This is a genomic window from Mycobacterium sp. SMC-19 (assembly GCF_045310815.1).
GTDB lineage: Bacteria > Actinomycetota > Actinomycetes > Mycobacteriales > Mycobacteriaceae > Mycobacterium.
This window is the reverse complement of record NZ_JBJIAM010000008.1, coordinates 20,147-45,568: the sequence shown is the minus strand read 5'-3', so window position 1 is coordinate 45,568 and position 25,422 is coordinate 20,147. Positions and strand designations below refer to the sequence as shown.

The following is a 25,422-nucleotide window of genomic DNA, read 5'->3' as shown; positions in this document are numbered from 1 at the left end:
CCGAGACAACTGCTGATTCCTTTCGGTGATGGCCGACTAGCGCGCTCCGCGCACCAGACGCCCCGGCCGCGCGCCGGTGTCGACTCCGTCGCGCCGGGTGACGGTACCGCTGACGATCGTCGCAACATACCCGCTCGCCCCCTGCAGCAGGCGGCGCCCGCCGGCCGGCAGGTCATAAGCCATCCGAGCCGGGAGCAGGGTCAGCGCATCCATGTCGATCACGTTGATGTCCGCCTTCTTGCCTACCTCGATGACCCCGCGATCGCCCAGGCCGAACAGCTGCGCGGTGTCGCGGCACTGTTTGCGCACCACATACTCCAGTGGCAGCTTGTCACCACGGTGCCGATCGCGCGCCCAATGCGTCAGCAGGTAGGTGGGATAGGAGGCGTCGCAGATCATTCCGCAGTGCGCGCCGCCGTCGGAGAGTCCCAGCACGCCGGCAGGGTGGGTGAGCATCTCGCGGATCGCGTCATGGTTGCCGTCGGCGTAGTTGAAGAACGGCAGCATCAGCATGGCGCCGGCGTCGGCCTCCAACATCAGATCATAGAGCGTTGCCAGCGGATCGTCGCCGCGCGCCGCGGCGATCGCCGCGACCGCACGGTCCGGGGTCGGCTCGTAGTCCGGTGGGTCACCCAGGTCGTAGATGCGGTGCAGGGAATGCTGGACCAGCGCGAACATCGCGTCGAACTGCACAGACGGGTCCACCGGCAGATCGTCTTCGGACAGGATCGCCGCCTTGACCGCCGGTTCGGCAAGCCGCTGCGCGAGCTCGGCGCGGCTGCACTCGGCCTTGAGCCGGCGGTAGGTCGGCCGATGGGTGAACGCGTGATGCCCGGGGAAGCCCAGCAGCATGCCGAACGGTCGCGCGGCGATCTGCGGATAGAGCGCGCTGCCGGCCTGATGGGCAGCCGCGGAGATGTCCAGCTGTTCGCGCCACAGGTTCGGGTCGGCATCGACCTGAATCAATGCGAACGACACCGGCCGGTCGATCTCGGCGCCCAGGCGCTGCATCCATTCGAGCTCTTTCTTGGGCGCAACGATGTCTTCACCGGCCGCCCCCTGCGGCGCCAGCTCGAAGACCGCCTGTCCGCCGGCCGCCATGGCCCGGCCCAGTCCGAACAGTTCGTCTTCGGCGGCGAACGTGCCCGGTACCGGCTCGCCGTCCATGGCCCGGTGCGCCAGTGTGCGTGACGTCGAGAATCCCAGCGCCCCAGCCTCAATGGCTTCCTGCACCAGCCGGCTCATTGCCGCGATGTCATCCGGGGTGGCCGGCTCGTTGCGGGCGCCGCGATCGCCCATGGCGTAGGCACGGATCGCGCCATGCGCGACCTGGCTGCCTACGTCGACGGCGAGACTCTGGCTCTCGAGTTTGTCGAGGTACTCGGGGTAGCTCTCCCACCCCCAGGTAATGCCTTCGGTCAGGGCGGTGCCGGGGATGTCTTCGACGCCCTCCATCAGTTTGATCAGCCACTCCTCGCGGCCCGGCCGAACCGGGGCGAAGCCGACCCGCAGTTGCCGGTCACCACCGTGGTCACACCGTGACCACTGGAGGGCTCCAGCAGACTGTCCCAGCTGACCTGCCCGTCGTAGTGCGTGTGGATGTCGACGAACCCGGGTGCGACGACCTTGCCGGTGGCATCGATCGTTTCGGCCGCTGCACCCGTCAGCCCCGGATCATCGGCTCCGGTGCGACGCTGCACGGCCACGATCCGTCCGTCCCGGACGCCGACGTCGGCGAGATAGCGATCGGCGCCCGTCCCGTCGACGACGGTGCCACCGGTGATCGTGAGGTCGTACACAGCCGTCTCCTTCGATAGTGGTGTCGGGCGCACCCAAGAACGATGTTGATCAATTTGTACACATCTCGATAATGTGTGCAAGTGCCCGGTGAGAAATCGTCGAAACCGCTCCCCCCGCCGTTGCTCCTGGCCGCCACCGAGACCCTGCGCCATCTCGGTCCCCGGCGCTTCAGCCTCACCGCGGTCGCCGAAACGGCGGGCGTGTCACGCGGCACCGTGCACAACGCCTTTGGAACCCGCGATCACGCCATCGCCGCGGCACTCGACCACCTGTCTGCGGCGTTCATCGAGACCATGGCCGCCGAGGTCAACGAGCTGGACACCCTCGCCGAGCAGGTGGCGGCCGCAGCGGTACTGATTTCCGCGCATCGCCGCAGATCGGCGGCCGAGCCGCGCACCATCAACCAGAGCGTGCTGGTCCTGCTGCTCGAACACGGCGGCGACGACCTGATGCACCGCTCCGTGGCGCTGTGGATGCCGCTGGTCCGCGCCGCGCAACGCCGAGGCGAAGTCGACGACACCCTCGACGCGGGCCGTGCCGGCGAATGGATCGTGCGGATGCTGTTCAGCTTCGAGCTGCTCCCGCCCATGCGGGTAAACCTCGACAATCCCCGCGCCGTGCGCCGCTTCGTCAGCGACCACATCATCGACGGACTGACCGGAGGCCACCGTGACTCACCCTGAACCCTTCCCGCTGCGTGTCCCCGATGCCGAGCTGGATGACCTGCGCCGCCGGCTCGCCAACTCGCGCTGGCCGGCGGAGATCGATGGCGCGGGCTGGGATTACGGCACCGACCAAAGTTTTCTCCGGTCCGTGGTGGAACACTGGCTGCACAACTACGATTGGCGACGCGTCGAGTCCGAGGTCAACGCGCTCGGCTCGTTCGTCACCGAGGCCGCCGGGCAGCGCGTGCACTTCCTGCACGTCCGGTCATCCGAGCCCGGCGCCATCCCCCTGCTGATCACCCACGGCTGGCCCGGCTCGATTGTGGAGTTCCTCGACGCAGTGCCGCTGCTACGGAAGCGATTCCACGTCGTGGTCATCTCGATGCCCGGGTACGGGTTCTCCGGGCCCACCCGTCGGACGGGTGTCGACGTCGCGGCCGTGGCGGCGGCCGCAGACGACGTGATGGGACAGCTGGACTATCACCGTTATGTCGCCCAGGGCGGCGACTGGGGGGCGCTGGTCACCCGCCACCTCGGCGAGCACTACGCGGGCCGCGTCGCGGCCATCCACACCAACATGTGCTTCGCTCCGCCCGATCACGACAACCCCGAACTGATGGCCGCGGTGACACCGGCCGAGCAGGCGGCGATCATCGACTCGGTACAGCGCACCGCCGACGGCACCGCATACCTGAATCAGCAGGCCACTCGCCCCCATTCGCTGGGCTTCGGCCTCGACGATTCACCGATGGGCCTGGCCGGCTGGATTCTGGAGAAGTTCCACGCCTGGTGCGACATTCGAGAGGGCATGCCGATCAGCACCGATCGGCTCATCGACAACCTGATGTTCTACTGGCTGACGGTGACCGGGACGTCGTCAGCTCGGTTGTACTGCGAGTCCGCCCGCGCCGGCAACGGCGCGCTCAGCTCGTGGCAGGGACGCGTCGCCGTGCCGACCGGCTACGCGGTCTACCCGTTTGAGCTGCTGCAGACGCCGCGGGCGTGGACCGCCAACCGCTACAACCTCGTTCACTACAGCGTCGCAGACCGCGGCGGGCACTTCGCCGCCTTCGAACAGCCCGCGATCTTCGCCGCTGACCTGGCGGCCTTCGCCGACGTGCTGCTGCAGCAAGCGGTGTTCTAAGGCCGGCCAGCCGGCGTGGCAGTCGGCCGACGCCGCAGCGGCCGTTGACGCACGATCGTCGGCCACCAGAACCACGGCCCGTAGATCCGCACCAGGGACGGCACGATGAACGACCGCACGATCAGGGTGTCGAGCAGCAGACCGATGCACACCGTGGAGCCGACCTGACCGATGGTGCGCAGATCGCTGGCGAGCATGGCCAGCATGGTGAAGGCGAACACCAGGCCGGCTGAAGTCACCACCCCGCCGGTGCTGCCCAGCGCTCGGATCAGGCCGGTGTTCAACCCGGCCGGAAGTTCCTCTTTGAGGCGCGCGATCAGCAGCAGGTTGTAGTCCGATCCGACGGCCACCAAGATGATGAAGGTCAGCGGCAGGATCAGCCAGTGCAGATGCAGCCCGATCAGGTGCTGCCAGATCAATACCGACAGCCCGAACGCGCCGGCGTAGGAGAATGCCACGGTGCCGGGAATCACCAACGCCGCCACCAGACTTCGGGTGATGACCAGCATGATCAGGAAGATCAATACGAAAGCTGCGATCGCGGCGATCAGCAGATCCGATCGTGAGTACTGCTGAATGTCTTTGTTGTTCGAGCCCGAGCCGCCGATATAGATCTTCGCGCCGGCCAGCGAGGTCTCCTTCAGCGCGATCTTGATGGCGTCGGGGAACTTCTCGACATGCTCGATGCCCTCGGGCCCCATGGCGTTGCCCTCGTGGGTGACGATGAATCTGGCGGCCTTGCCGTCCGGAGACATCATCAGCTGCATGCCGGTCTTGATGTCCTCGTTGTCGAAGGCCGGCCGGGGTATGTAGAAGAAGTCGTCGCTGCGCGAGGCGTCGAAGTCATTCCCGACGTTGATCATGTCGTCGAACGTCTGGTCGGTGTTCTCGGCCTGAATACTGCTGGGGCCGTAGGTGTTCACGATCAGAGACCGCAGAGCGATCTGATCGTCGGCCATGATGTTCAGTTGCGCCACCATCTGCGGCAACAGCGAGTCGACGACCTCCAGCGACGTCACCGCATCCTTGATGTTCTCCGCGAGCTTGTCGACGCTGTCCATCATGTCCCACAGCGACCGGAACGCCCAGCACACCGGGATGTCGTAACAGTGCGGCTCCCAATAGAAGTAGCTGCGGATCGGCCTCATGAAGTCGTCCAGATTGGATAGCTCCTCGTCCATCTGTTCGGTGAGGGACTGCATCTCCTCCATGGTCAGCACCGTGGAGTGCATTTCATCGGCCAGCTTCTGGGTCAACGCGATCGTGGTCTGCAGTACCTCGACTGTGTGCCCCATGATCTGTGCTTGCTTCTCGGTGTTGGCGTTCTGTTCCCGGGTGAACGGCAGCTGCTGGCCGTTGGCGCTGCCCTGCACGGTGAACAGATACGGCAGCGAGGCGTGCTCGAGTGCGCGGCCCATCGGCCGGGTGATGCTCTGCACCATCGCGACACCGGGCAGGCGGATCAGGGCCTTGGCCACCCGGTCCAGCGAGATGAAGTCCGCCGAGTTGCGCATGTCGTGATCTGACTCGACCATCAGCATCTCGGAGAACAGCTTGCTCTTGGCGAAGTGCCGGTCGGCGGCGGCGAAGCCCAGATTGGCGGCGGAGTTGCGCGGTTGATAGGTACGGTCGTCGAAGCTGACCTGATACGTCGGCACGAACACCGCCCCGGCCGCCACCAGCGCGGCACTGGCGGTCAGGATCGGCTTGGGCCAGCGCACCACGCTGGTGGCAATCCGGCGATACAGCCGCGCCTTGACGGTTTGTTTCGGGTCGAACAGCCCGAACAGACTTCCGACGCTCAAGATGGCCGGGCCGAGCGTCAAGGCGCCCACGACGGTCAGCACCATACTGATCGCGACCGCCGGCCCCATGGTGTTGAAGTAGTTCAGCCGCGCGAAGCTCAGGCAGAAGGCCGCACCGGCGATCGTCAGACCGGAGCCGACGATGACGTGCGAAACACCACGGTAGGCGGTGTAGTACGCCTCTTCTCGGCTTTCGCCGTTCAGTCGTGCCTCGTGATAGCGGCCCATCAAGAAGATGCCGTAGTCCGTCCCGGCGCCCAGCGTCAGGGAGACGACCATGTTCACCGCGAACGACGACAGCTGGATGTAGCCGAAGTGCCCGAGGGTCGCGATGACCCCCTTGGCGGCCAGCATCAGGATCAGCACCCCGAACAGCGGCACCAGCATGGTGATGAAAGAGCGGTAGACCAACAGCAACATGAAGATGATCAGGAAGATCGTGGCGATCGTGATGTTGTTCAGGCTCGAATTCGCCGTCGCCACGGTGTCGGCGGCCAGGGGTGCTGCGCCGCTGACGTAGACCTTGAGCCCCGCGGGCGGGTCGGAGGTGGCGACGGTGTGGCGCACGGCGGCAACAGAATCATTGGCCTGCATCTGGCCGATGTCGCCGGCCAGGCGCAGCAGCACGTAGGCGGCCCTGCCGTCGAGGCTCTGGGCGCCGGCGGCGGTGATCGGTTTGCCCCAGGTGTCCATGACGTACTGGACGTGTTCGGTGTCGGCCCGAAGCGTGCGCACCAGCTCGTCGTAGTAGCGGTGGTCCGCGGCGCCCAGCGGGCGGTCGGCCTCCAGCACCAGCATGGTCATGCTGGTCGAGGTGGACTCTTCGAACTTCTCGCCGATCGCGAGCATGGCGGCCTGCGAGGGCGCATAGGTCGGCACCATCGGGCCGGCGAGTTCCTCGGCGACCTTTTCCACCTGTGGCACAAACGTATTCGTGGTCATGGCCAGCAGGCCCCAGCAGACGATGAGCGGTATCGCCAGCAGGCGGACCGTGCGCGCGACGAGGGGCCGTTTGCCGGAATGCTGGCTCATGCGGACTTCACCCGGCAGGTGATGTCTGCATTCGCATGGGTGTTGGTGTGCTCGTCGCGGATCACGTCGTCGACCAGGATCCGGCAGCCCACGAAGTCGCCGCGCACCTGCACCGAGATGCTGCCCGACACCACGGTCAGCATCGTCGTCTCAACATGGGTCCAGGGCAGGGCGTCCAACTCGACGGTGTGGGGATGGGAGTTGATATCGAGGTAAGAGAGCAAGGCGCCGTCGCCGGCGGAGCCGAACACCTCATAGGTGAGCTTCTTCGGGTTGAACTGTTCGGGAGCCTGGGGCGGATTGACGGTCAGCACCGGCCCCGGAGCGGACAGCTGGTGAACCTTCCACATCGACAGCCCGCCCAAGCTCAGCGCGATCACGGCAACCAGCGGCATCCAGGTGCGCGCCAGCATCGACCTGCGCGGCGACCGCGGACTCACTCGGCTTCCCCTTTCGACGCCGCCGGAAGCAGCTTCTTGAGCTTCCTGATCCGCACGATCTGGGCCGTCATGTTCAACGACCCGAGCATCGGGATCACCCCGATGAACGTTCGTTCCGACGGGGTGGCGCCATGGAGTTGTTCCAGACTGCCCAGCACATAAAGACAGCCCAGTGAGAACGTGGCCGCGGGGATGCAGAAGGCCAGCGGCGTACGCAGGTCGGTGACGGCTCGCGTCGCGAACTCCAGCTCGTCCGGTGACATGGGTTGACGCTTGCGGAGTTTGGCCAGCACCGTTCTGCGGGCGCCGATTCCTTCACTGATCGGCAGCGCAGGCCGACTGCGCAGTTGCCGGATGTAGAAGTACAAGCCGGTGGCGAAGGCCAACAGCGCGACGAAGACGATGGCCGCCAGATCGCCGAACAGGTGCCAGTTCGTGCCGAACATATTCCAGTTCATCGCCGACGCCAGCCCCCAATCCGTCGCTTGCAACAGCCAGCGCCCGGGTGGGCCTGGACAGCTGATTAGGGATGCTAAACGTCCCGTAATGAGACGTCAACATCTCATTACGGGACTATGCTGTGGCTATCATGGGAATCGTGAACGAGCAGTCCCAGGAACTCACCGGTGCACAATCCCGCACCCGGGCAGCCATCCTGGACGCGACGGCGTCGGTACTGGCCCGCGACCGCACTGCCACGCTGCCGGAGATCGCCGCGGCCGCTCAGGTCGCCCGCTCCACCCTGCACCGTTACTTCAGCGACCGGGATCGGCTGATCTACGAGACCACTCTGGATTCGATCCGGGTCATCAGCGACATCCTGGCGGCCGCGGCGACCGCTGAGGGTCCGGCGCTCGACGCGATGCGACGCGTGATCACCACACTCGCCCCGGAGGGCGATCGGATCGTGTTCTTGTTCGCCGACCCCGCGGTGCTTCGCGACATCCCGGCCGAGAACCTGCCGAACTCGGCGCCGATCCTCGACCTCATCGTTCGCGGCCAACACGAAGGCGTCTTCGATCCCGACATCAGCGCGGAATGGATTCGGGTGGCACTGTTCGGCCTGTTGGTCAAGGCCTGCAGCGAGGCAGCGCGGGGCACGGTGCCGCGCCACAGCATCGTGCCGACACTCACGCGGATCTTCGAGCGCGGCGTGACACTGGCGCCCTAGCCCCGCCGGCAGGACCAGCGTGTCGATGACATGACGGACGCGCGGACGAACCCCCGGGCGGGGGCGAACGTGGCTAGTCTGGCGGGAAATTACGGGGCGGCTTCGTGAGGTGACTAATGGGCAAGGTCCAACCCGACCTCGGTGAGGTACAAGAAACCCTGCTGATCCCGCTGTACGGACGCGCACGCGACAACGCGGAGAGGCATTCGATACTCCATGACGCGCGCGCCGCGGAGCTGGTGAACGATCTGGACTACGACTTCACGCGTTTTCGTGGCGGTTCGCTGCCGGGCTCGGTTCTGCGCACTGCGATCTTCGACGTCTGGGTCCGCCAGTTTCTGCGCGATCATCCCGCCGGCACCATCATTGAGATCGGCACGGGGCTCAACACCCGCTTCGAACGAGTCGACAACGGCAGTCTGCGCTGGTTCGACCTGGACCTGCCCGACACCATCAAGCTGCGCCGTCGCTACTTCGCCGACACCGACCGTCGCACCATGCTGGCCGGCTCCGTCCTAGACATCGATTGGTTCGACGCCGTGGCCGGCGCCCCGGGGCCCTACCTCTTCGTCGCCGAGGCCGTACTGCTGTACTTCCCCAAAGACCAAACGCGCGGTGCCATTGGCAATCTGGCCAACCGATTCCCGGGATCGCAACTCATCCTCGACACCGGCGGCCGCACGATGATCGAGAACCAGCACCGCAACGGAGCGATGCGAGCGGTGACCGCCCGGATGAAGTGGGTCTGCGACGACCCGCGTGAACTCAACACCTGGGGCATGGAGCTACAGGAAAGCCTCACCATGGCGTCCCCACAGCCTGAATTGGCCGCTTCGCTGCCGTGGCGCTATCGCTACGGCCTGCCGGCGCTGGCACGAATTCTGCCCAAGGTCGTGAACTCCTACCGGTTCAACCTGTTCCGCTTGGGGAACCCGACGTGAGCTCATCCGGCTGACGTTCGGCCATCGACACTTCCCCCGCCGGCCGCGCGATAACCGCAGGTCAAATTGACCTCTAGTGCCGACGCGACGCAACTACTACACTCGGTCGTAGCATCGGCTCCGCAGCTCCGGGAGATCGCCCATGGATGTTGTCGACGTATCGCGGTGGCAGTTCGGAATCACCACCGTCTATCACTTCATATTTGTGCCGCTGACCATAGGTTTGGCCCCATTGGTCGCGGTCATGCAGACGGTGTGGGTGCTCACCGACAACGTCGCCTGGTATCGGCTGACGAAGTTCTTCGGCAAGCTGTTCCTGATCAACTTCGCGCTGGGGGTCGCCACCGGGATCGTGCAGGAATTCCAGTTCGGCATGAACTGGAGCGAGTACTCACGGTTCGTCGGCGACGTATTCGGCGCACCGCTGGCGATGGAGGGACTGGCCGCCTTCTTCTTCGAGTCCACCTTCATCGGGCTGTGGATCTTCGGCTGGAGCCGATTGCCGCGGGTGGTGCACCTGGCGTGCATCTGGGTTGTCGCCATCGCCACCAACGTGTCGGCGTTCTTCATCATCGCCGCCAACTCCTTCATGCAGCACCCGGTCGGCGCTCACTTCAATCCGGAGACCAAGCGCGCCGAATTGGACAGCATCATGGCGCTGTTCACCAACAACACCGCCCAGGCCGCCCTGTCGCACGCGGTTGCCGGCGCGTTCTTGACGGCCGGGACGTTCGTCGCCGCGGTCAGCGCCTGGTGGATGGTCCGGTCCCGTGCCGACGGCGCCCCGCAGACCGCCGGCAGTGACGCGGCCACCCTGTACCGGCCGGCGACCATCCTCGGGAGCCTCGTCGCACTGGTCGCCGCGGTGGGACTGTTCTTTACCGGCGACATACAGGGCAAGCTGATGTTCGTCCAGCAACCGATGAAGATGGCGTCGGCGGAATCGTTGTGCGACACCGCCACCGACCCGAGCTTCTCGGTCTTGACCGTCGGACGGCAGAACAACTGCGACCACCTGACCCGGGTGATCGAGGTGCCCTACGTGCTGCCGTTCCTGGCCGAGGGCCGATTCACCGGCGTTCGGCTCGACGGGGTCCGCGACATCCAGCAGCACTACGAGCAGAAGTTCGGCCCCGGCGACTACCGGCCGAACCTGTTCGTCACGTACTGGTCGTTCCGCGCGATGATCGGCCTGCTGCTGTTGCCGGTGCTGTTCGCGCTTGCCGCGCTGTGGTTGACCCGCCGCGGGGGGATCCCGAACCAGCGCTGGTTCTCCTGGCTGGCCCTGCTGACCATCCCCACCCCGTTCCTGGCCAACAGCGCCGGCTGGGTCTTCACCGAAATGGGCCGCCAGCCTTGGGTTGTCGTCCCCAACCCGACCGGGGACCCGAATGTACGGCTGACCGTCGCCGAGGGCGTGTCGGGAAACAGCGTGGGTGTGGTGGTCACCTCGCTGGTGATGTTCACCCTGGTTTATGCGGTGCTCGCGGTGATCTGGTTCTGGCTGATCAGACGCTACGTGGCCGAGGGACCACTGGAGCACGACGCCGAACCCGCTCCGCCGGCGCCGCCCGGCGAGAACGACGTGGCACCACTGTCGTTCGCCTACTGACGCAGAAGGAGGTCATCGCGATGGACCTACAACAGGTGTGGTTCGTACTGGTCGCGGTGCTGTTTCTCGGATTCTTCGTCTTGGAGGGCTTCGACTTCGGGGTGGGGATGTTGATGGCACCGTTCGGCCGCGTCAGCGCCCCTGATTCAGCGGAGGCGCACCGACGTGCCGCGCTGAACACCATCGGCCCGGTCTGGGACGGCAACGAGGTCTGGTTGATCACCGCCGGCGGCGCGATGTTCGCCGCGTTCCCGGGCTGGTATGCCACGGTGTTCTCGGCGCTGTACCTGCCGCTGCTGGCCATCCTGTTCGGCATGATCGTGCGGGCCGTCGCCATCGAGTGGCGCGGCAAGGTCGACGACCCGAAGTGGCGAGCCTGGGCGGACTTCGGCATCGCCGCCGGTTCCTGGTTGCCGGCGATTCTGTGGGGGGTGGCGTTCGCGGTCCTGGTCCGAGGCCTGCCGGTAGACGCCGACCACCATGTCCGCCTGGCGTTCAGCGACGTGATCAACGCCTACACCCTGTTGGGTGGTCTGGCCACCGGCGGACTGTTCCTGTTCTACGGCGCGGTCTTCACCGCGTTGAAGACCTCCGGGGCGATCCGCGACGACGCGCACCGCTTCGCGATCCGGCTGGCGCTACCGGTGACCGCGCTGGTCGGCGGCTTCGGGGTGTGGACCCAACTCGCCTACGGCACCGGGTGGACGTGGCCGGTACTGGGCGTCGCGGTGGTGGCGCAGGTGGCGGCGGTGGCGCTGGTGTGGCGCCGGGTGTCCGACGGCTGGGCATTCGCCTGCAGCGCCGCCGTCGTCGCGGCGGTGGTCGTATTGTTGTTCGGCGCCCTGTATCCGGCCCTGTTGCCTTCCACTTTGGATCCGCAGTGGAGCCTGACGATCTACAACGCCTCGTCCACCCCGTACACCTTGAAGATCATGACCTGGGCCGCGGTGATCTTCGCCCCGCTGGCGATGGTGTACCAGGGCTGGACGTACTGGGTGTTCCGGCAACGGATCTCAGCGGATCAGATTCCGCCGTCCATCGGGTTGGCGAGGCAGCCGTCCTGAGCGCCCGGGGAGCTCGGGCGCCGCTGGACCCGCGGCTTTGGCAGGCATCGACGGCGGTGCGCCGCTTTCTGCTGGCCATGGTGGGCTGCGGGGTGGTGATCTCGGCCTGCGCAATCGGGTCCGCGATCGTGTTGGCCGACATCGTGTCTCACGTGATCACCGAACCGTCGACACGCAGCATCGCGCACTGGTCACCGCTGCTGGCGGCACTCGCGCTGTTGTGGACGGTGCGCACCCTGGCGCACTGGCTGCAGGCACGCCTGGGCCAGCGCGGAGCCAGCGCGGTGATCGCCGAGCTGAGCGGACAGGTGCTGACCGCGATCACCGCGCGCTCCCCCCGCCGGCTGGCCACCGAACGGGACGCCGCCGCAACCGTCGTCACCCGGGGACTGGACGGACTGCGCCCCTACTTCACCGCCTACCTGCCCGCACTCCTGCTGGCGGCGATCCTGACCCCGGTGACCGTGCTGGTGATCGCCTGCTACGACCGGCGCGCGGCGGTGCTCGTGATGATCACGTTGCCGCTGATCCCGGTGTTCATGGTGCTGATCGGCCTGGCCACCGCGGATCGTTCGGCGGCGGCCCTGGCGGCCATGACAACCTTGCAGGCCCGGCTGCTGGACCTGATCGCCGGCATCCCGACCCTGCGTGCCCTGGGGCGGGCGGCCGGGCCGGAGCGCCGTATCGCCGAACTGTCCGACGCGCAGCGCCGGTCGACGATGGCCACCCTGCGGATCGCGTTCCTGTCGGCGCTGGTGCTCGAGTTGCTGGCCACGCTGAGCGTGGCGGTGGTGGCCGTCAGCATCGGCCTGCGCCTGGTGTTCGGCGAGATGACCTTGACCGCCGGGCTGACGGTGTTGCTGCTGGTGCCCGACGTGTATTGGCCGCTGCGCCGGATCGGGGTGGAGTTTCACGCGGCCCAGGATGGGCGCGCCGCCGCCGAGAAGGCCTTTGCGCTGATCGGTGAACCGGCTCGCCAAGCACCGGGAACCCGCACGGTTGCCGCACGTGGTGCCCGGATTCACCTCGATCGGCTCAGCGTCGCCGGCCGAGACGGCGCCGCGCCGGCCGGCCTGACCGCAGTGATCGAACCCGGCCAGGTCACCGTGCTGACCGGAGCCAACGGCGCCGGCAAGAGCACCACGCTGGCGGCGATCGCCGGCCTCACCGCCTCCGATTCCGGACGCATCACGGTGGCCGGGGTCGACATCGCCGCCCTCGACCAGCCGGCATGGTGGGCCCAATTGTCCTGGCTGCCACAGCGTCCGGCGCTGATCCCGGGCACGGTGGCGGACAACCTCGCATTGTTCGGCGATCTCATCGACACCGATACTGCTTGCGCCGCAGCAGGTTTCGATGACGTGATCGCTGGGCTGCCGGACGGGCTTCACACCAGGCTGGGTCGCGGTGGTGTCGGCTTGTCATTGGGGCAGCGGCAGCGGCTGGGGCTGGCGCGAGCGCTGGGCTCGACAGCGCCGGTGCTGTTGCTCGACGAACCGACAGCCCACCTGGACGCCGCCACCGAACGACGGGTCCTGGCCGAGCTGGTGCGACGCGCGCGCACCGGAGCGACGGTCGTGGTGGTGGGCCACCGAACACCGGTGCTGGCGATCGGCGACCAGGTCGTCACCGTGCACAGCGTGGGAGCCGCAGATCATGCGCCGGCCTGATCCGCTACGGGAGGCCGTCGGGCTGCTGCGCCCGCGCCTGCCCCGGCTGCTGTTGGCCGGCCTGCTCGGGACGTTGTCGCTGTGCAGTGCGCTCGCGTTGGCCGCGATCTCGGCCTGGCTGATCACTCGGGCCTGGCAGATGCCGCCGGTGCTGGACCTGTCGATCGCGGTGGTGGCGGTGCGGGCATTCGCGATCTCGCGCGGCGTACTGCACTACTGCGAGCGGCTGGTGAGTCACGACGCGGCGCTGCGGGCCGCGGGCACCGCCCGCGGACAGCTCTACCGGCGACTGGCCCGTGGCCCGGTGCAGAACGCGGTGCGGTTGCACAGTGGTGAATTGGTGGCGCGGATGGGCGCCGACATCGACGCGCTGGCAGACGTCCTGGTACGTGCCCTGCTGCCGATCGGGGTCGCGGCGGTGCTGGGCATGGTCGCCACCTCGGTGATCGCGGTGATCTCGCCGGCGGCAGCGATGGTCCTGGCGGTCTGCCTGCTGGCTGCGGGTGTGGTGGCGCCGTGGCTGGCCGCGCGGGCCGCCGCGGCGCAGGAACACACGGCCCGCGACCACCTCGCAGAGCGTGACGTCGCAGCCATGGACGCACTCGACCACGCCCCTGAGCTGCGGATCGCCGGGCGGCTTCCCGCCGTCATCGGCGAATCCCAACGCCGCCAGCGGGCGTGGGGCGCAGCCCTGGACGGGGCCGCCGAACCGGCCGCGATCGCCGCTGCGCTGCCCACCGCCGCGATCGGGTTCAGTGTGCTGGGCGCCGTGGTAGCCGGGATCGGGCTGGCCGATGCCGTGGCACCTACCACCGTGGCAATTCTGATGTTGTTGCCGCTGTCCGCGTTCGAGGCGACCACAGCACTGCCGGGCGCCGCCGTCGCCCTGACCCGTGCACGGATCGCGGCGCGGCGGCTGATCGACCTGGCCCCGGATGATCCCGTGACTGCGGACACACCGGCAGTCCTGCGGCCGGATTCGGCCACCACGCCGCCACTGCGCGCCGATCTGCGGTCCGGATATCGACGGGATCAGTCCGTGCGCGTGCAACTTGAGCTGGCGCCCGGGGACCGGCTGGCCATCACCGGCCCCAGCGGAGCCGGCAAGACCACGCTGCTGATGACCCTGGCCGGCCTGCTGGCACCGCTGACCGGTCAGGTTTCCGTCGGCGGGACCGTACTGCAGGAGCTTTCCGAAGCCGACCTGCGATCCGCGATCAGTTTCTTCGCCGAAGACGCACACGTCTTCGCGACCACAGTCCGGGACAATCTGCTGGTGGCGCGGGGCGATTGCCGCGACGACGAGCTGGTCAGCGCATTGAGCCGGGTGGGGCTCGGGCAGTGGCTGGCTGGTCTTCCGGACGGTTTGGCCACCGTGCTGGCCGGCGGCGCCGAAGCACTGTCAGCGGGGCAGCGGCGGCGCCTGTTACTGGCCCGGGCCCTGCTCTCGCCGGCCCGGATCGTGCTGCTCGACGAACCCACCGAGCACCTCGACGCCACCGACGCGGACGACCTGCTGCGGGCCGTCTTGGCCGCGCGCGGGCTGTTCGGAGCCGATCGGACGGTGGTGGTGGCCACCCATCACCTGCCCGGCGACGGCGCAGCGCCCGGCTACGCCGCGCTCGTGATCCCCGCTGAGCCGATGGCGGAGACCCGCTAGGGTGCTTTAGTCGGCTTCCGCAACCAGCCGACAGAACGGTTGAGTCAACTCATGACCGCAGCAGAGACGTCCGCGTTGGAAGCCCGGGTCGGCCACTACTACCAGATGGACGGCACCTACCTGGTGGGCCGCGAGAAGGTCCGCGAGTACGCGCGCGCCGTGCAGGACTATCACCCCGCGCATTGGGACGTCGCCGCAGCCGCCGAGATGGGCTACTCGGGCCTGGTGGCGCCGTTGACGTTCACCTCAACCCCGGGCATGGCGTGCAACCGGCGCATGTTCGAATCCGTCGTCGTCGGCTACGACACCTACATGCAGACCGAAGAGGTCTTCGAGCAGCACCGTCCAATCGTGGACGGCGACGAACTGACCATCGACGTCGAGCTGACCTCGGTACGCCGGATCGCCGGCCGCGACCTGATCACCGTCACCAACACCTTCACCGACACGGCGGGGGAAGTGGTGCACACCCTGCACACCACCGTGGTCGGTGTCACCGCCGAGGACATCGGCCCGGAAGTCAAGACCGCCGTGCAGCGCGCGATGATGCACGACGTCAACATCCTCGATGTCGGCGAATCGGCCGCCCGCTATGAAAAAACAGTGCGGCCCGCAGGCGAGATCCGGATATCCGAGGGGGGCCTGACCCGCACCCCGGCGACACCTTCCTTCGACGAGGTGAAGGTCGGCGACGCCCTGCCGGTGCATCACACCCGACTGTCCCGGGGCGACCTGGTGAACTACGCCGGTGTCGCCGGCGACGCCAACCCCATCCACTGGGACGAGGACATCGCCAAGCTGGCCGGCCTGCCCGACGTGATCGCGCACGGCATGCTCACCATGGGCCTGGGCGCGGGCTTCGCCTCCTCCTGGACCGGCGACCCGGGTGCCGTCACTCGCTACGCCGTACGACTGTCCGCACCCGCGATCGTGTCCGCCAAGGAAGGCTCCGACATCGAATTCAGCGGCCGGATCAAGTCGCTGGACGCTGACACGCGTAGCGGTATCATCTTGGTCGCCGCGAAGTCCGAGAACCGGAAGATCTTCGGCCTCGCGACCATGCACGTCCGCTTCCGCTGACCTCTGCCCGAGTACGGGCGACCGCAAGCCTGACAGTCCGCCAGCAGCACAGCGACAGCGAAGACCCAGTTCGCATACAGGTAGTTTCCAGCAACCCCTGCGTACTATCAGTCGACTGAGATGACGATTGTGAAGAGAATTCCGCCCGAACGAAGAGGCGTGGACCGGCTTCGGCAATCCGGCTGATGGCGTAGCCGGAAAACTCGAAACCGGCTGCGATTTCTCCCGTTTGGAATTAACGGCATAAAGACCGTCAAAAGCTTGATGTAAGCGGGTAATCGCTGCGGATAGCTTGATGACAGCTGCCTCACAACAGTTTTCAAAGATCTACTGGTACCACTATTAACTGAAAATGGTCGCACGCTGTTTACATCGCAGGAACCTCGAATAGACAACGGCCGTCTAGGGTTTGGGTTTCGATGGCGAGTTTTCAAGCGTCGGCAGTCAGGACGCGTGACGTAAGGAGTCACCCGAGATGGATTTTGCTGCATTGCCACCGGAGATGAACTCCGGCCGGATGTACGCAGGTGCGGGCTCCGGCCCCCTGCTGGCGGCCGCTTCGGCTTGGGACGCACTCGCGGCGGAATTGGGTTCTGCGGCTTCGGCCTACGAGTCCGTGGTCTCGAGCCTCACGGGGGAATGGTCAGGGCCGTCGTCCACCACGATGGCCGCCGCAGCAGAGCCCTACGTGACGTGGATGAGCACGACCGCGACGCAGGCAGAGCTCTCGGCCCACCAAGCCCGTGCCGCGGCCGCGGCCTACGAGGCCGCCTTCGCCGCCACGGTGCCACCGCCGGTGGTCGCGGCGAACCGGACGCAGCTGGCAACCCTGATCGCGACGAACTTCCTCGGACAGAACACGCCGGCGATCGCGGCCACTGAGATTCACTACGCGGAGATGTGGGCGCAGGACGCCGGGGCCATGTACGGCTACGCCGGATCGGCCGCAGCGGCAACACAGCTCACACCGTTCAACCAGCCCCCGGAGACCACCAATCCGACCGGTGCGGCCAATCAGGCGGCGGCAGCGGCAGAAGCAACCGGAAACTCGACGGCTTCCAATATCGCGCAGCAGGTTTCCCAGATGCTCAACGCGATGCCCCAGGCACTGCAGTCGTTGGCCTCCAACCCGGTGGGGACCGCGGCGGCGACAACATCGGGTTCATTCCTGGACAACTGGAACTTGATCTTCAGCACACTGACCGGGGCCACGACCCCTCTCGGCTGGTCGACAATCCCCGGCGGCTATTGGCTGGCGTTCGGACAGATGTACTCGTGGATCATGAACGGGATGGCTGCGCAGTCGTTCTTCGCCGGCCCGAAAGCCATTACCGGAGCGCTGTTGCCGCTGGCACCTCTCGCACAAACGGCACTACCGGCGGCAAGCCTGACCAGTGCGACCGGCGTGCTGGGCAACGCCGCGACCGTCGGGAAGTTGTCGGTACCTGCTTCCTGGGCGGTCGCAGCGCCGGCGACCAAGCTGGTCAGCATGGCTTCGTCCTTGCCGGCGGCACTGGAGGCCGCTCCGATGGCTGCGGTAGCCGGTCAAGACGCCATGTTCGGTGAGATGGCACTGTCCAGCCTGCTGGGCCGCGGTATGGGCACCACCGCCACCCAAACTGTCGGCGCGGCAACCCGTTCGCTGCGCAACAGCGGCGGGTCCGATGCCTTCGGCCCCATTCCGCCCGGTGAGGCCGATCCCGCGGCCGCCACCATCATCGTCATTCCGGCACTGGATGAGTGACCCAGCGATGACGAAACATGGCCTCCCCCAGCCGACCCAGTCGCACGCGACCAGATAAGGGTGTCGAAATGTACTTTTCTTTGATCCCGCCAGAGGTCACCTCGGCCAAGATGTACGCCGGGCCCGGATCCGCGTCGCTTGTTGCCGCCGCCACGGCGTGGGGGCGTCTTGCCAGCGAATTAAGCACCGCCGCATCTGAATACAACGCCGTGCTCGACTCGCTCGCCAGTGAATCGTGGACCGGTCCGTCGGCAGCGGCGATGACGGCCGCCGCCCAGCCCTTCACCGCCTGGATGTCGACCACCGCGGCCACCGCGGCTCAGGCGGCCACGCAGGCGCAGGCCGCAGCCACCGCCTACGAAGCAGCGCACGCGGCGACCGTTCCGCCGGAAGTCGTTACGGCCAACCGCACCCAGAACCAAATGCTGTACGCCACGAACTTCCTGGGCCAGAATCTCGCCGCCATCGCGGCCAACGAAGCCCAGTACCTGGAGATGTGGGCGCAGGACGCCGCCGCCATGCAGACCTACGCCGCATCGGCCGCCGCGGCAACCAAGACCACCGCGTTCACCGAGCCACCACAGACCACCACCGGGACCGCCGAAGCCACGTCGGCGGCCAACGCGGGGTCGGCGGCAGCCACCTCGGGCGGCAACTCGATCATGGATTTCCTGGGCAACCTGGCCACCCAGTACAACAACTTCGTCAACAACGCGCTCATCCAGCTGACCGGCAATCCGAGTGCTCCGGCCAACTTCGCGTCGGTGTTCGCGGCTCTGAAGGGTCCGGCGGGGCTGACCACGCCGTTCAACGACATTTCGCTGCTGACCAACTTCCCCATCCAGAACTTCCTCAAGTTCGGAACCCCGGTAGGCCGGGTTTTCGAGGGCCTGCCGCTCAGCGGCCTCGGCGCCGGGCTGCGGATGGGAGGCGTGGCCGGCCTGACCTCGTCGGTGTCGGCCACCATGTCCGAGGCGAACCTGGTCGGCAACCTGTCCGTCCCGCCGAGCTGGGCCTCTGCCAGCCCGGCGATCCGGCTGGCGGCCACCGGCGCCCCCGCCGCAGCCCTGGCTGCCGCCCCCGCCTCGGGGATGGCCGGCGGCCTGCTCAACCAGGCTGCGCTGGGCAGCATGGCCGGCGGAGCCCTGGGAAGTGCCCGCCCCCGCACCGCTACCGCGGGCACCGGTCGCATCCGGATCCAGGGTGGCAAGGCGAAGACTCCCGTCAAGCTCGACGCGGTGATCGCCAAGCTGCAGAGCCAGCCCGAGGCGGTCCAGCACTGGAACGTCGACCAGGCCGGACTCGACGAACTGCTTGAAGAGCTGTCCCGCAAGCCCGGCGTTCACGCCGTACACCTCAAGGGCGCCAAGAAGGCCGCAACCCCCCTCAGCTGACGCCTACCAGCGGCGCCGAACCCTCCCCTACCTTCCCCGAAAGAGAGAGTCATGCTTCTCGAGTTCTGGCAGAACTTCACGCATAACCTGTTCAAGCCACTGTTGCTGTTCTTCTACTTCGGCTTCCTTCTCGCGCTGGCCAAGGTGCCGTTCGAGTTTCCGAACGCGGTGTATCAGGGTCTGACGATGTACCTGTTGCTGGCCATCGGTTGGCACGGCGGCGAGGAGCTCGCCGGCATCGACATCTCGCAGATCGGCGGAATCCTCGGATTCATGCTCACCGGCTTCGTCCTGAACTTCCTGATCGGCACGATCGCCTATGTGCTGCTGAAATACCTCACGAAGATGCGCGAAGTCGACCGCGCAACGGTCGCCGGGTACTACGGCTCCGATTCGGCCGGAACCTTCGCCACCTGCATGGGCGTGCTCGCCACCATCGGCATGGCCTTCGACGCCTACATGCCGGTGATGCTGGCGATCATGGAGATCCCCGGCTGCTTGGTGGCACTGTTCCTGGTCGCCCGGTTGCGGCACCGGGGGATGGACGCTGCCGGAAACATGCCTCACGAGCCGGGCTACACGGTGCCGGCCGATTCTGTCCCGGCAGCCGTCGGCGCCACCCAGGCCGGCGACCCCACCGGCGGCCTGGCCATCGAGACCAGCCTCGAGCGTCGCGCGGGGACCGAAGTGACCTCCAACGGACGGCTGATCAGCCGGGAACTGGTGCGGGAGGTCTTCCTCAACCCGGGCATCTGCCTGCTGCTCGGTGGTATCGCGATCGGCTTCATCAGCGGTTTGCAGGGCTCGAAGGTCACCGGTGTCGACGACCCGGTCTTCGTCACCGCGTTCCAGGGCGTCCTGTGTCTCTTCCTGCTCGAGATGGGCCTGACCGCCGCGCGCAAGCTGAAGGACCTGAAAACGGCCGGCCGTGGCTTCATCCTCTTCGGCCTGCTGGTTCCCAACCTGTTCGCGACCCTGGGCCTGTTTGTGGCACACACCTATTCGCAGCTGACCGGCATCCACTTCCAGCTGGGCACCTACGTCCTGTTCGCCGTGCTGTGCGGCGCGGCGTCGTACATCGCCGTGCCGGCGATCCAGCGGCTGGCGATTCCGGAAGCCAGCCCCAGCTTGCCGCTGGCCGCATCGCTGGGTCTGACGTTCGCCTACAACGTCACCATCGGCATCCCGCTCTACATCGAGATCGCCCGTCTCATCACGTCGCAGTAGAGGGATTGCAGAGCATGGAAACCTCAGGCAGTCGAGTGAAGAGTAGGAGGAACAGCATGCGCAGCGTGTTATCGATCTTGGGCGTAGCCGCCGTCATCGGTTGTGCCGCACCGGCGTACGCGGATCCCGATGCGGGGGGCGGCGGCGACGCCGCCTTCCTGACTGCGGTAAGAGCCGTGGGACTTACCTTCGCCAGTAGCGATCAGGCCATTGTGGCCGGTCATGCCGTCTGCAGCATGGCGAACAACGGCGAGACGGGATTGCAGGTCGTCAAACAACTCACGGCCGACAACCCCGGGCTGACCATGGACGCCGCTTCGCAGTTCGCAGCGGCGGCCGCGAACGCTTACTGCCCGCAGCACTTGAAGAAGTAGCCGACCCAACTACGCCTTGGTCAGCTCCGCGTAGCGGGCGAGGTGCGAGTCGGTGCTTCCAAACTCGTATTGAATAGCGGTGAGCCGCTTGAAGTAGTGGCCGATCGCCAACTCCTCGGTCATGCCCATACCACCGTGCAGCTGCACCGCCTCTTGGCCGACGAATCGGGCCGCCCGGCCGATGGTGGCCTTGCCCGCCGACACCGCACGGGCACGGGTCGCTTCGTCGGCCTCGAGATTGAGGATCGCCAGGTAGACCGCGGCGGCCGACTGCTCGACCTCCATCAACATGTCGACCATGCGGTGCTGGAGAACCTGGAAGCTGCCGATGGGCTGCCCGAACTGCTGACGCTGCTTGCAGTATTCGACGGTGTCCGCCAGGACTTTTCGCATACAGCCAACCGCTTCGGAGCAGATCGCCGCGGCACCCTCGTCGCGGGCCTGCGCCAACGAGGGCCAGGCCCCGCCCCGCTCACCCAGCAACGCATCCGCGCCAAGCCGCAGATCGGTGAAGGTGACGTCGGCCGCGCTCCGGTCGTCGATGGTCCGATACGGGTGCAGCGTGATGCCCGCAGCGTCGGCGTCGGTGAGGAACAACGAGATTCCATCCTCGCCCTCGATACGCGCGGTGACCAGCAGATGCGTTGCCAGGGGTGCCGCCACGGCCATGATCTTCGAGCCGTTCAACACCCAACCGTCACCATCGGGGCGCGCCAGGGTTTTCGCGTCCTGCCAACGGTCTGCTGAATCCGGTTCCGCTGCAGCCAATGCCGCTACCGCGGTACCGGCCACGAGCTCCTTGAGCACACCGGCTGCGACCGAGCTGCCGGAGCGGCGCAGCAGTCCGCCCGCGACGACGACGGTGTCGACATAGGGTTCGATCACCAGCGCGTGCCCGAGCGCTTCGGTGATGACCATGAGTTCGACAGCACCGCCGCCGATTCCGTCGAACTCTTCGGGGAACGTCGCACCCAGAATGCCCAGTTCGCCAGCGAAGGCGCGCCAGATCTCGGGCTGCCAGCCGGCGCCGGTCTTGGCTGCCGCGCGGCTCGTCTCGAGGTCGTAGCGTGCGGCGAGGAACTTGGTGATGCCGTCACGCAGCATCTGCTGCTCGTTGTTCATGTTGAAGTCCATTAGAGCCCCAATGCCGCCTTGGCCAGAATATTCCGCTGAATTTCGTTGCTGCCGGCGTAGATCGATCCGGCCCGGTCGTTGAAGTAGCGCAGCGGGGCCACCGCCTGCCACGGTTCGCCAGACGCATACCCGTCGGCGGGAGGCTGGTAGTCGGCGATCGGCCCGCCGGGCGCGGTGACGTGCGGCTGGTAGATCCGCCCACGCGGCCCGGCCGCCTCCAACGCCAGCGCCGTCAGTTCCTGGCTCAGCTCGGTGCCCAAGATCTTGAGCATCGACGACGACGCCCCGGGATTGCGCCCCTGCGCGACGGCGGTGAGCACCTGGTATTCCAGGATCTCCAACACCTCGGCGCGAATCCGCGCGTCGGCCAGCTTGCGCATGAAGGCGTCGTCGTCGGCAAGCTTGCCGCCGCCGGGCCCCGGCTGATTCTTGGCAGCCGTGGCAACCTCCTCGGCCACCACCTGCAGGCCCGGCGCCACCGCGCCGCCGCCGCGCTCGAACTCGAGCAGATATTTCGCGACCGTCCAGCCGCTGTCGATCTCCCCGATGACGTTGGCCTTGGGGACCCGCACCTCGTCGAAGAACACCTGGTTCTGGATCTCTTCGCCGGAAGTCATCACCAGCGGCCGAATCTCGATACCGGGAGAGGTCATGTCGATCAGCAAGAACGTGATGCCCTGCTGCTTCTTACCGGTCCGGGACGTGCGCACCAGCGCGAACATCCAGTTCGCCTCACCGGCGTGGGTGGTCCAGATCTTGCTGCCGGTGCAGACCAGGTCGTCGCCGTCGACAGTGGCCGCCATCGACAAGGCCGCCAAGTCCGATCCGGCCTCCGGCTCGGAGTACCCCTGGCAGAAGAACACCTCGCCGGTGAGGATCCGGGGCAGGAAGTAGTCCTTCTGTGCGTCCGTGCCGTACCGGACGATCGCGTGCGCGACCATCCGGATTCCCATGGGTGACAGGGACGGCGCGCCGGCGAGGGTCGACTCGCGACTGAAGATGTAGTGCTGGGTGAGGCTCCAATCGCAGCCGCCATGCTCCACCGGCCACGCGGGCGCCGCCCAACCCCGCTCGTGCAGAATCGCCTGCCACGCCATGCTGGCCTCGTGGTCGGCGTACACGCTGGTCATCAGCCGGCCCGCTCGGCGCAGCTCCGGTGTCAGCTTCTGGTCGAGAAAATCCCGTACCTCGGCTTGAAATGCCCGGTCTTCCTCCGACCACCGCAGATCCATTAATCTCCCCTGCCGTGCCGGCGGATAGACGCTTTTGCGCGCAGTCTAGCCGCCGAGTAGTGAAGGACGGTTCCGGCTACCTCGCGGCAGCTAACTGTCTGGCAGGCTCGGCGCCCAGGCCACGCCGTTGATGTGGCTTCCGCCGTCGACGAAAAGTGTGTTGCCGGTGAGATACCGGGATGAGTCGGCGGCCAGGAACACCGCAATCGGTGCGATGTCCTCGTACGGATCGCCCATACGTCCCATCGGATTCATCGCGTCGGCCAACGGTTCCAGTTCGGGGTGCTCACTCATCGCCTGGTAGAACTGCTTGCTCTTGGCCGCTGGGCAGATCGCGTTGACGGTGATGCCGTTCGGCGCCCATTCACGAGCGGCGGTTCTGGTCAGGGCACGCAGCGCTTCTTTGGCGGCGTTGTATTCCAGGGTCCCGATGTGGGCGTTGACTCCATTGAGGCTGCACATGTTGATAATTCGACCCCAGCCGCGGTCCTTCATGTCGGCGTGAGCGGCTCGCATAGCCCAGAAGGGGCCCATGTATCCGACAGCGAGTGCCCCGGTGAGCTGGGCATCGGTCTTGTGCTCGACACGGCCGAGCGCACCACCACCCCATGCGTTGTTGACCAGGATGTCGATCGACCCGTATGACGCAATTGTTTCCGCCACAGCGTTTTCGACGCTTGCTCGATCTGCTGCGTCCATCGGCACATAGAGCCCGTCGACCGACGCGGCCACGCTACGCCCAGACTCTTCGTCGAGCTCGGTGACCACGACATGCGCGCCCTCTTCGGCGAATCGTCGGGCGATCCCCTCGCCGATGCCGGCGCCCGCGCCGGTGATCAGGGCGGTTCTCCCACTCAGAACCGGCATCATCGGATTCGTCCGGCTATGCCGTCGGTCAACAACTCCCGACTCTGGGCGGCGCCGTCGAGCATCCGGGTGATCCGCTTGACGATCTGCCACTGCCCGGGCGAGTCGGCCACCCGCTTGAGGTGAAAGTAGTTGGCGCCGCCCCGCGCGACGCGAAACTCGCTGCCCTGTTTGACCAGCAGCGTCGACTCACACACCGCGACCGCTTCGTCGCCGGTCACGGTGACCACCGCCGGGCCCAGAAAGTGCGTACAACCTCGAGCGATCAGATCCTGGTGGCCACGCGAGCGCACCATGGCCGCAATCTGCTCGCGGCCGCTCATGAGCCAGTTCTCGACGTCGTAGACACCGTCGTGATGCCACAGCGCGGCGGTCGATTCGGGGTCACCGGCGTCCACCAGCGGTCCATAGGACGCGATCAGCCGCTCGATCGCGCGCTCGTCCTCGATCTGCTGCAGACGCCGCTCTAGGTCAGCCAACCGCTGTTCGCTCATCGTCGCCCCGGACGCGGCAGGTCGGCCAGCTCGGCAAGTGCGCTCAGCTGGTCGCGGAAGTGCGCCGCCGAACGGGCCGAGATCACGCAGCTGATATCGGTCGCGCCGACGCCGGTCAATCTGCCGATCCGATCGAGGGCTTGCTGGGGGGCGCCGATCGGATCCAGCGGGGGCGTCGACAAGACGACTGCGAACTCGTCCGGCAAGTCAACCGCGTCAAGGTGTTTCACCAGTTCGTCGATGGTGAGGCCGAATGGTGTCCAGCCGTCACCCAGGCCCACCGCCCGGCGAAGCGAACGCCGGGTGCGTCCACCCACCCAGATCGGCACCCGCTGTTGCACGGCGCAGGGCTGCACGATCATCGAGTCGAACCCGTAAAAGGCGCCGTGATAGGCGGGGCGGGTGGTCGACAGCGACGCCCGCAACGCCATCATCGCGTCATCGGCCCGGGCGCCGCGGTCTTCCCACGCGCAACCGAGCAGGTCGAACTCTTCCCGCAGCGACCCCACCCCGACACCCAAGGTCAGCCGACCACCGCTGAGCCGGTCCAGGGTCCCGTAGCATTTGGCGATCTCCAACGGATGGTGATAGCCCAGCACCACAACCGATGTCACCAATCGAATCGAATGGGTGCGGGCGGCCAGAAACGACAAGGTGGCCAACGGATCCCAGTAGGTCACCCCGCGGCCGGCCGCGGCCTCGGCGGGAACCGCGACATGTTCCGAACAGGTGAGGTAGGCGAACCCGAGTTCGTCGGCGGCCGAGGCGATCTGGCCAAGGTCGTCAACATTGGCCTCGGCTTCCCAGCTCGATGCCACGCCAGGGATCTGAATGACGACCGGCGTGGCCAAACCGAGCCGCATCAGCGGGGC

Annotated in this window: 21 protein-coding genes and 1 pseudogene; 13 read left to right on the top strand and 9 right to left on the bottom strand. The window is 66.7% G+C overall.

What is annotated here, in order from left to right; genetic code table 11:
* Window positions 1–36 precede the first annotated feature (36 nt).
* Window positions 37–1,799, bottom strand: a pseudogene (locus ACJH5R_RS17625) (N-acyl-D-amino-acid deacylase family protein).
* Window positions 1,800–1,880: 81 nt separating this feature from the next.
* Here ACJH5R_RS17625 and ACJH5R_RS17620 point away from each other — a divergent pair.
* On the top strand, window positions 1,881–2,483 hold the full coding sequence (locus ACJH5R_RS17620; protein ID WP_406756621.1) for a TetR/AcrR family transcriptional regulator: 603 nt from the start codon (window positions 1,881–1,883) through the stop codon (window positions 2,481–2,483).
* Window positions 2,470–3,609, top strand: a complete 1,140-nt coding sequence (locus ACJH5R_RS17615; protein WP_406756620.1) for an epoxide hydrolase family protein — start codon at window positions 2,470–2,472, stop codon at window positions 3,607–3,609. The genes ACJH5R_RS17620 and ACJH5R_RS17615 overlap by 14 nt, the downstream gene beginning before the upstream one ends.
* On the opposite strand, the gene ACJH5R_RS17610 is transcribed toward ACJH5R_RS17615, so the two are convergent.
* The 3 genes from ACJH5R_RS17610 to ACJH5R_RS17600 are packed head-to-tail and all read right to left on the bottom strand — an operon-like array spanning window position 3,606 to window position 7,344.
* Window positions 3,606–6,446 (bottom strand): RND family transporter, encoded by a 2,841-nt coding sequence (locus tag ACJH5R_RS17610; protein ID WP_406756619.1) that lies wholly within the window; start codon window positions 6,444–6,446, stop codon window positions 3,606–3,608. The two genes, ACJH5R_RS17615 and ACJH5R_RS17610, sit on opposite strands and share 4 nt — an antisense overlap.
* Window positions 6,443–6,886, bottom strand: a complete 444-nt coding sequence (locus tag ACJH5R_RS17605; RefSeq protein WP_406756618.1) for an MmpS family transport accessory protein — start codon at window positions 6,884–6,886, stop codon at window positions 6,443–6,445. Before ACJH5R_RS17605 ends, ACJH5R_RS17610 begins: the two co-directional genes overlap by 4 nt.
* The gene (locus ACJH5R_RS17600) at window positions 6,883–7,344 is read right to left on the bottom strand and encodes a hypothetical protein (RefSeq protein WP_406756905.1); all 462 of its coding nucleotides are present in this window, start codon (window positions 7,342–7,344) and stop codon (window positions 6,883–6,885) included. The genes ACJH5R_RS17605 and ACJH5R_RS17600 overlap by 4 nt, the downstream gene beginning before the upstream one ends.
* A gap of 140 nt (window positions 7,345–7,484) precedes the next feature.
* Between ACJH5R_RS17600 and ACJH5R_RS17595 the strand changes: the two genes are divergently transcribed.
* The 11 genes from ACJH5R_RS17595 to ACJH5R_RS17545 all read left to right on the top strand — a co-directional run bounded on the left by ACJH5R_RS17595 (window position 7,485) and on the right by ACJH5R_RS17545 (window position 20,823).
* Complete coding sequence (locus ACJH5R_RS17595) at window positions 7,485–8,057, top strand: TetR/AcrR family transcriptional regulator (protein WP_406756617.1); 573 nt, start codon at window positions 7,485–7,487, stop codon at window positions 8,055–8,057.
* A gap of 116 nt (window positions 8,058–8,173) precedes the next feature.
* Complete coding sequence (locus tag ACJH5R_RS17590) at window positions 8,174–8,998, top strand: class I SAM-dependent methyltransferase (protein WP_406756616.1); 825 nt, start codon at window positions 8,174–8,176, stop codon at window positions 8,996–8,998.
* Window positions 8,999–9,140: 142 nt separating this feature from the next.
* On the top strand, window positions 9,141–10,610 hold the full coding sequence (locus tag ACJH5R_RS17585; protein ID WP_406756615.1) for a cytochrome ubiquinol oxidase subunit I: 1,470 nt from the start codon (window positions 9,141–9,143) through the stop codon (window positions 10,608–10,610).
* Window positions 10,611–10,630: 20 nt separating this feature from the next.
* Window positions 10,631–11,674, top strand: a complete 1,044-nt coding sequence (gene cydB / locus ACJH5R_RS17580; protein WP_406756614.1) for a cytochrome d ubiquinol oxidase subunit II — start codon at window positions 10,631–10,633, stop codon at window positions 11,672–11,674.
* Window positions 11,675–11,730: 56 nt separating this feature from the next.
* Window positions 11,731–13,344, top strand: coding sequence for a thiol reductant ABC exporter subunit CydD (gene cydD, locus ACJH5R_RS17575; RefSeq protein ID WP_406756613.1), 1,614 nt, complete (start codon window positions 11,731–11,733; stop codon window positions 13,342–13,344).
* Window positions 13,331–15,004 (top strand): thiol reductant ABC exporter subunit CydC, encoded by a 1,674-nt coding sequence (cydC, locus tag ACJH5R_RS17570; protein WP_406756612.1) that lies wholly within the window; start codon window positions 13,331–13,333, stop codon window positions 15,002–15,004. The genes cydD and cydC overlap by 14 nt, the downstream gene beginning before the upstream one ends.
* Window positions 15,005–15,055: 51 nt before the next feature.
* Window positions 15,056–16,084: a fused (3R)-hydroxyacyl-ACP dehydratase subunits HadA/HadB gene (locus tag ACJH5R_RS17565; RefSeq protein WP_406756611.1), complete on the top strand. Its 1,029-nt coding sequence runs from the start codon at window positions 15,056–15,058 to the stop codon at window positions 16,082–16,084.
* Between the two features lie 475 nt (window positions 16,085–16,559).
* Window positions 16,560–17,828: a PPE family protein gene (locus ACJH5R_RS17560; protein WP_406782496.1), complete on the top strand. Its 1,269-nt coding sequence runs from the start codon at window positions 16,560–16,562 to the stop codon at window positions 17,826–17,828.
* Between the two features lie 68 nt (window positions 17,829–17,896).
* Window positions 17,897–19,222 (top strand): PPE family protein, encoded by a 1,326-nt coding sequence (locus tag ACJH5R_RS17555; protein WP_406756609.1) that lies wholly within the window; start codon window positions 17,897–17,899, stop codon window positions 19,220–19,222.
* Window positions 19,223–19,273: 51 nt separating this feature from the next.
* On the top strand, window positions 19,274–20,449 hold the full coding sequence (locus ACJH5R_RS17550) for a sodium-dependent bicarbonate transport family permease (RefSeq protein WP_406756608.1): 1,176 nt from the start codon (window positions 19,274–19,276) through the stop codon (window positions 20,447–20,449).
* Between the two features lie 56 nt (window positions 20,450–20,505).
* Complete coding sequence (locus ACJH5R_RS17545) at window positions 20,506–20,823, top strand: DUF732 domain-containing protein (RefSeq protein ID WP_406756607.1); 318 nt, start codon at window positions 20,506–20,508, stop codon at window positions 20,821–20,823.
* A gap of 9 nt (window positions 20,824–20,832) precedes the next feature.
* Here ACJH5R_RS17545 and ACJH5R_RS17540 read toward each other — a convergent pair whose 3' ends face one another.
* The 5 genes from ACJH5R_RS17540 to ACJH5R_RS17520 all read right to left on the bottom strand — a co-directional run bounded on the left by ACJH5R_RS17540 (window position 20,833) and on the right by ACJH5R_RS17520 (window position 25,413).
* Window positions 20,833–21,957: an acyl-CoA dehydrogenase family protein gene (locus tag ACJH5R_RS17540; protein ID WP_406756606.1), complete on the bottom strand. Its 1,125-nt coding sequence runs from the start codon at window positions 21,955–21,957 to the stop codon at window positions 20,833–20,835.
* A complete protein-coding gene (locus ACJH5R_RS17535; protein ID WP_406756605.1) occupies window positions 21,957–23,189 on the bottom strand; it encodes an acyl-CoA dehydrogenase family protein in 1,233 nt (410 codons plus the stop codon). The genes ACJH5R_RS17540 and ACJH5R_RS17535 overlap by 1 nt, the downstream gene beginning before the upstream one ends.
* A gap of 90 nt (window positions 23,190–23,279) precedes the next feature.
* Window positions 23,280–24,056 carry an SDR family NAD(P)-dependent oxidoreductase gene (locus ACJH5R_RS17530; RefSeq protein WP_406782495.1) on the bottom strand — a complete coding sequence of 259 codons (777 nt, stop codon included), beginning with the start codon at window positions 24,054–24,056 and terminating at the stop codon, window positions 23,280–23,282.
* Window positions 24,056–24,550 (bottom strand): nuclear transport factor 2 family protein, encoded by a 495-nt coding sequence (locus ACJH5R_RS17525; RefSeq protein WP_406756603.1) that lies wholly within the window; start codon window positions 24,548–24,550, stop codon window positions 24,056–24,058. The genes ACJH5R_RS17530 and ACJH5R_RS17525 overlap by 1 nt, the downstream gene beginning before the upstream one ends.
* Window positions 24,547–25,413 carry an LLM class F420-dependent oxidoreductase gene (locus ACJH5R_RS17520; RefSeq protein ID WP_406756602.1) on the bottom strand — a complete coding sequence of 289 codons (867 nt, stop codon included), beginning with the start codon at window positions 25,411–25,413 and terminating at the stop codon, window positions 24,547–24,549. The genes ACJH5R_RS17525 and ACJH5R_RS17520 overlap by 4 nt, the downstream gene beginning before the upstream one ends.
* Window positions 25,414–25,422: the final 9 nt, after the last annotated feature.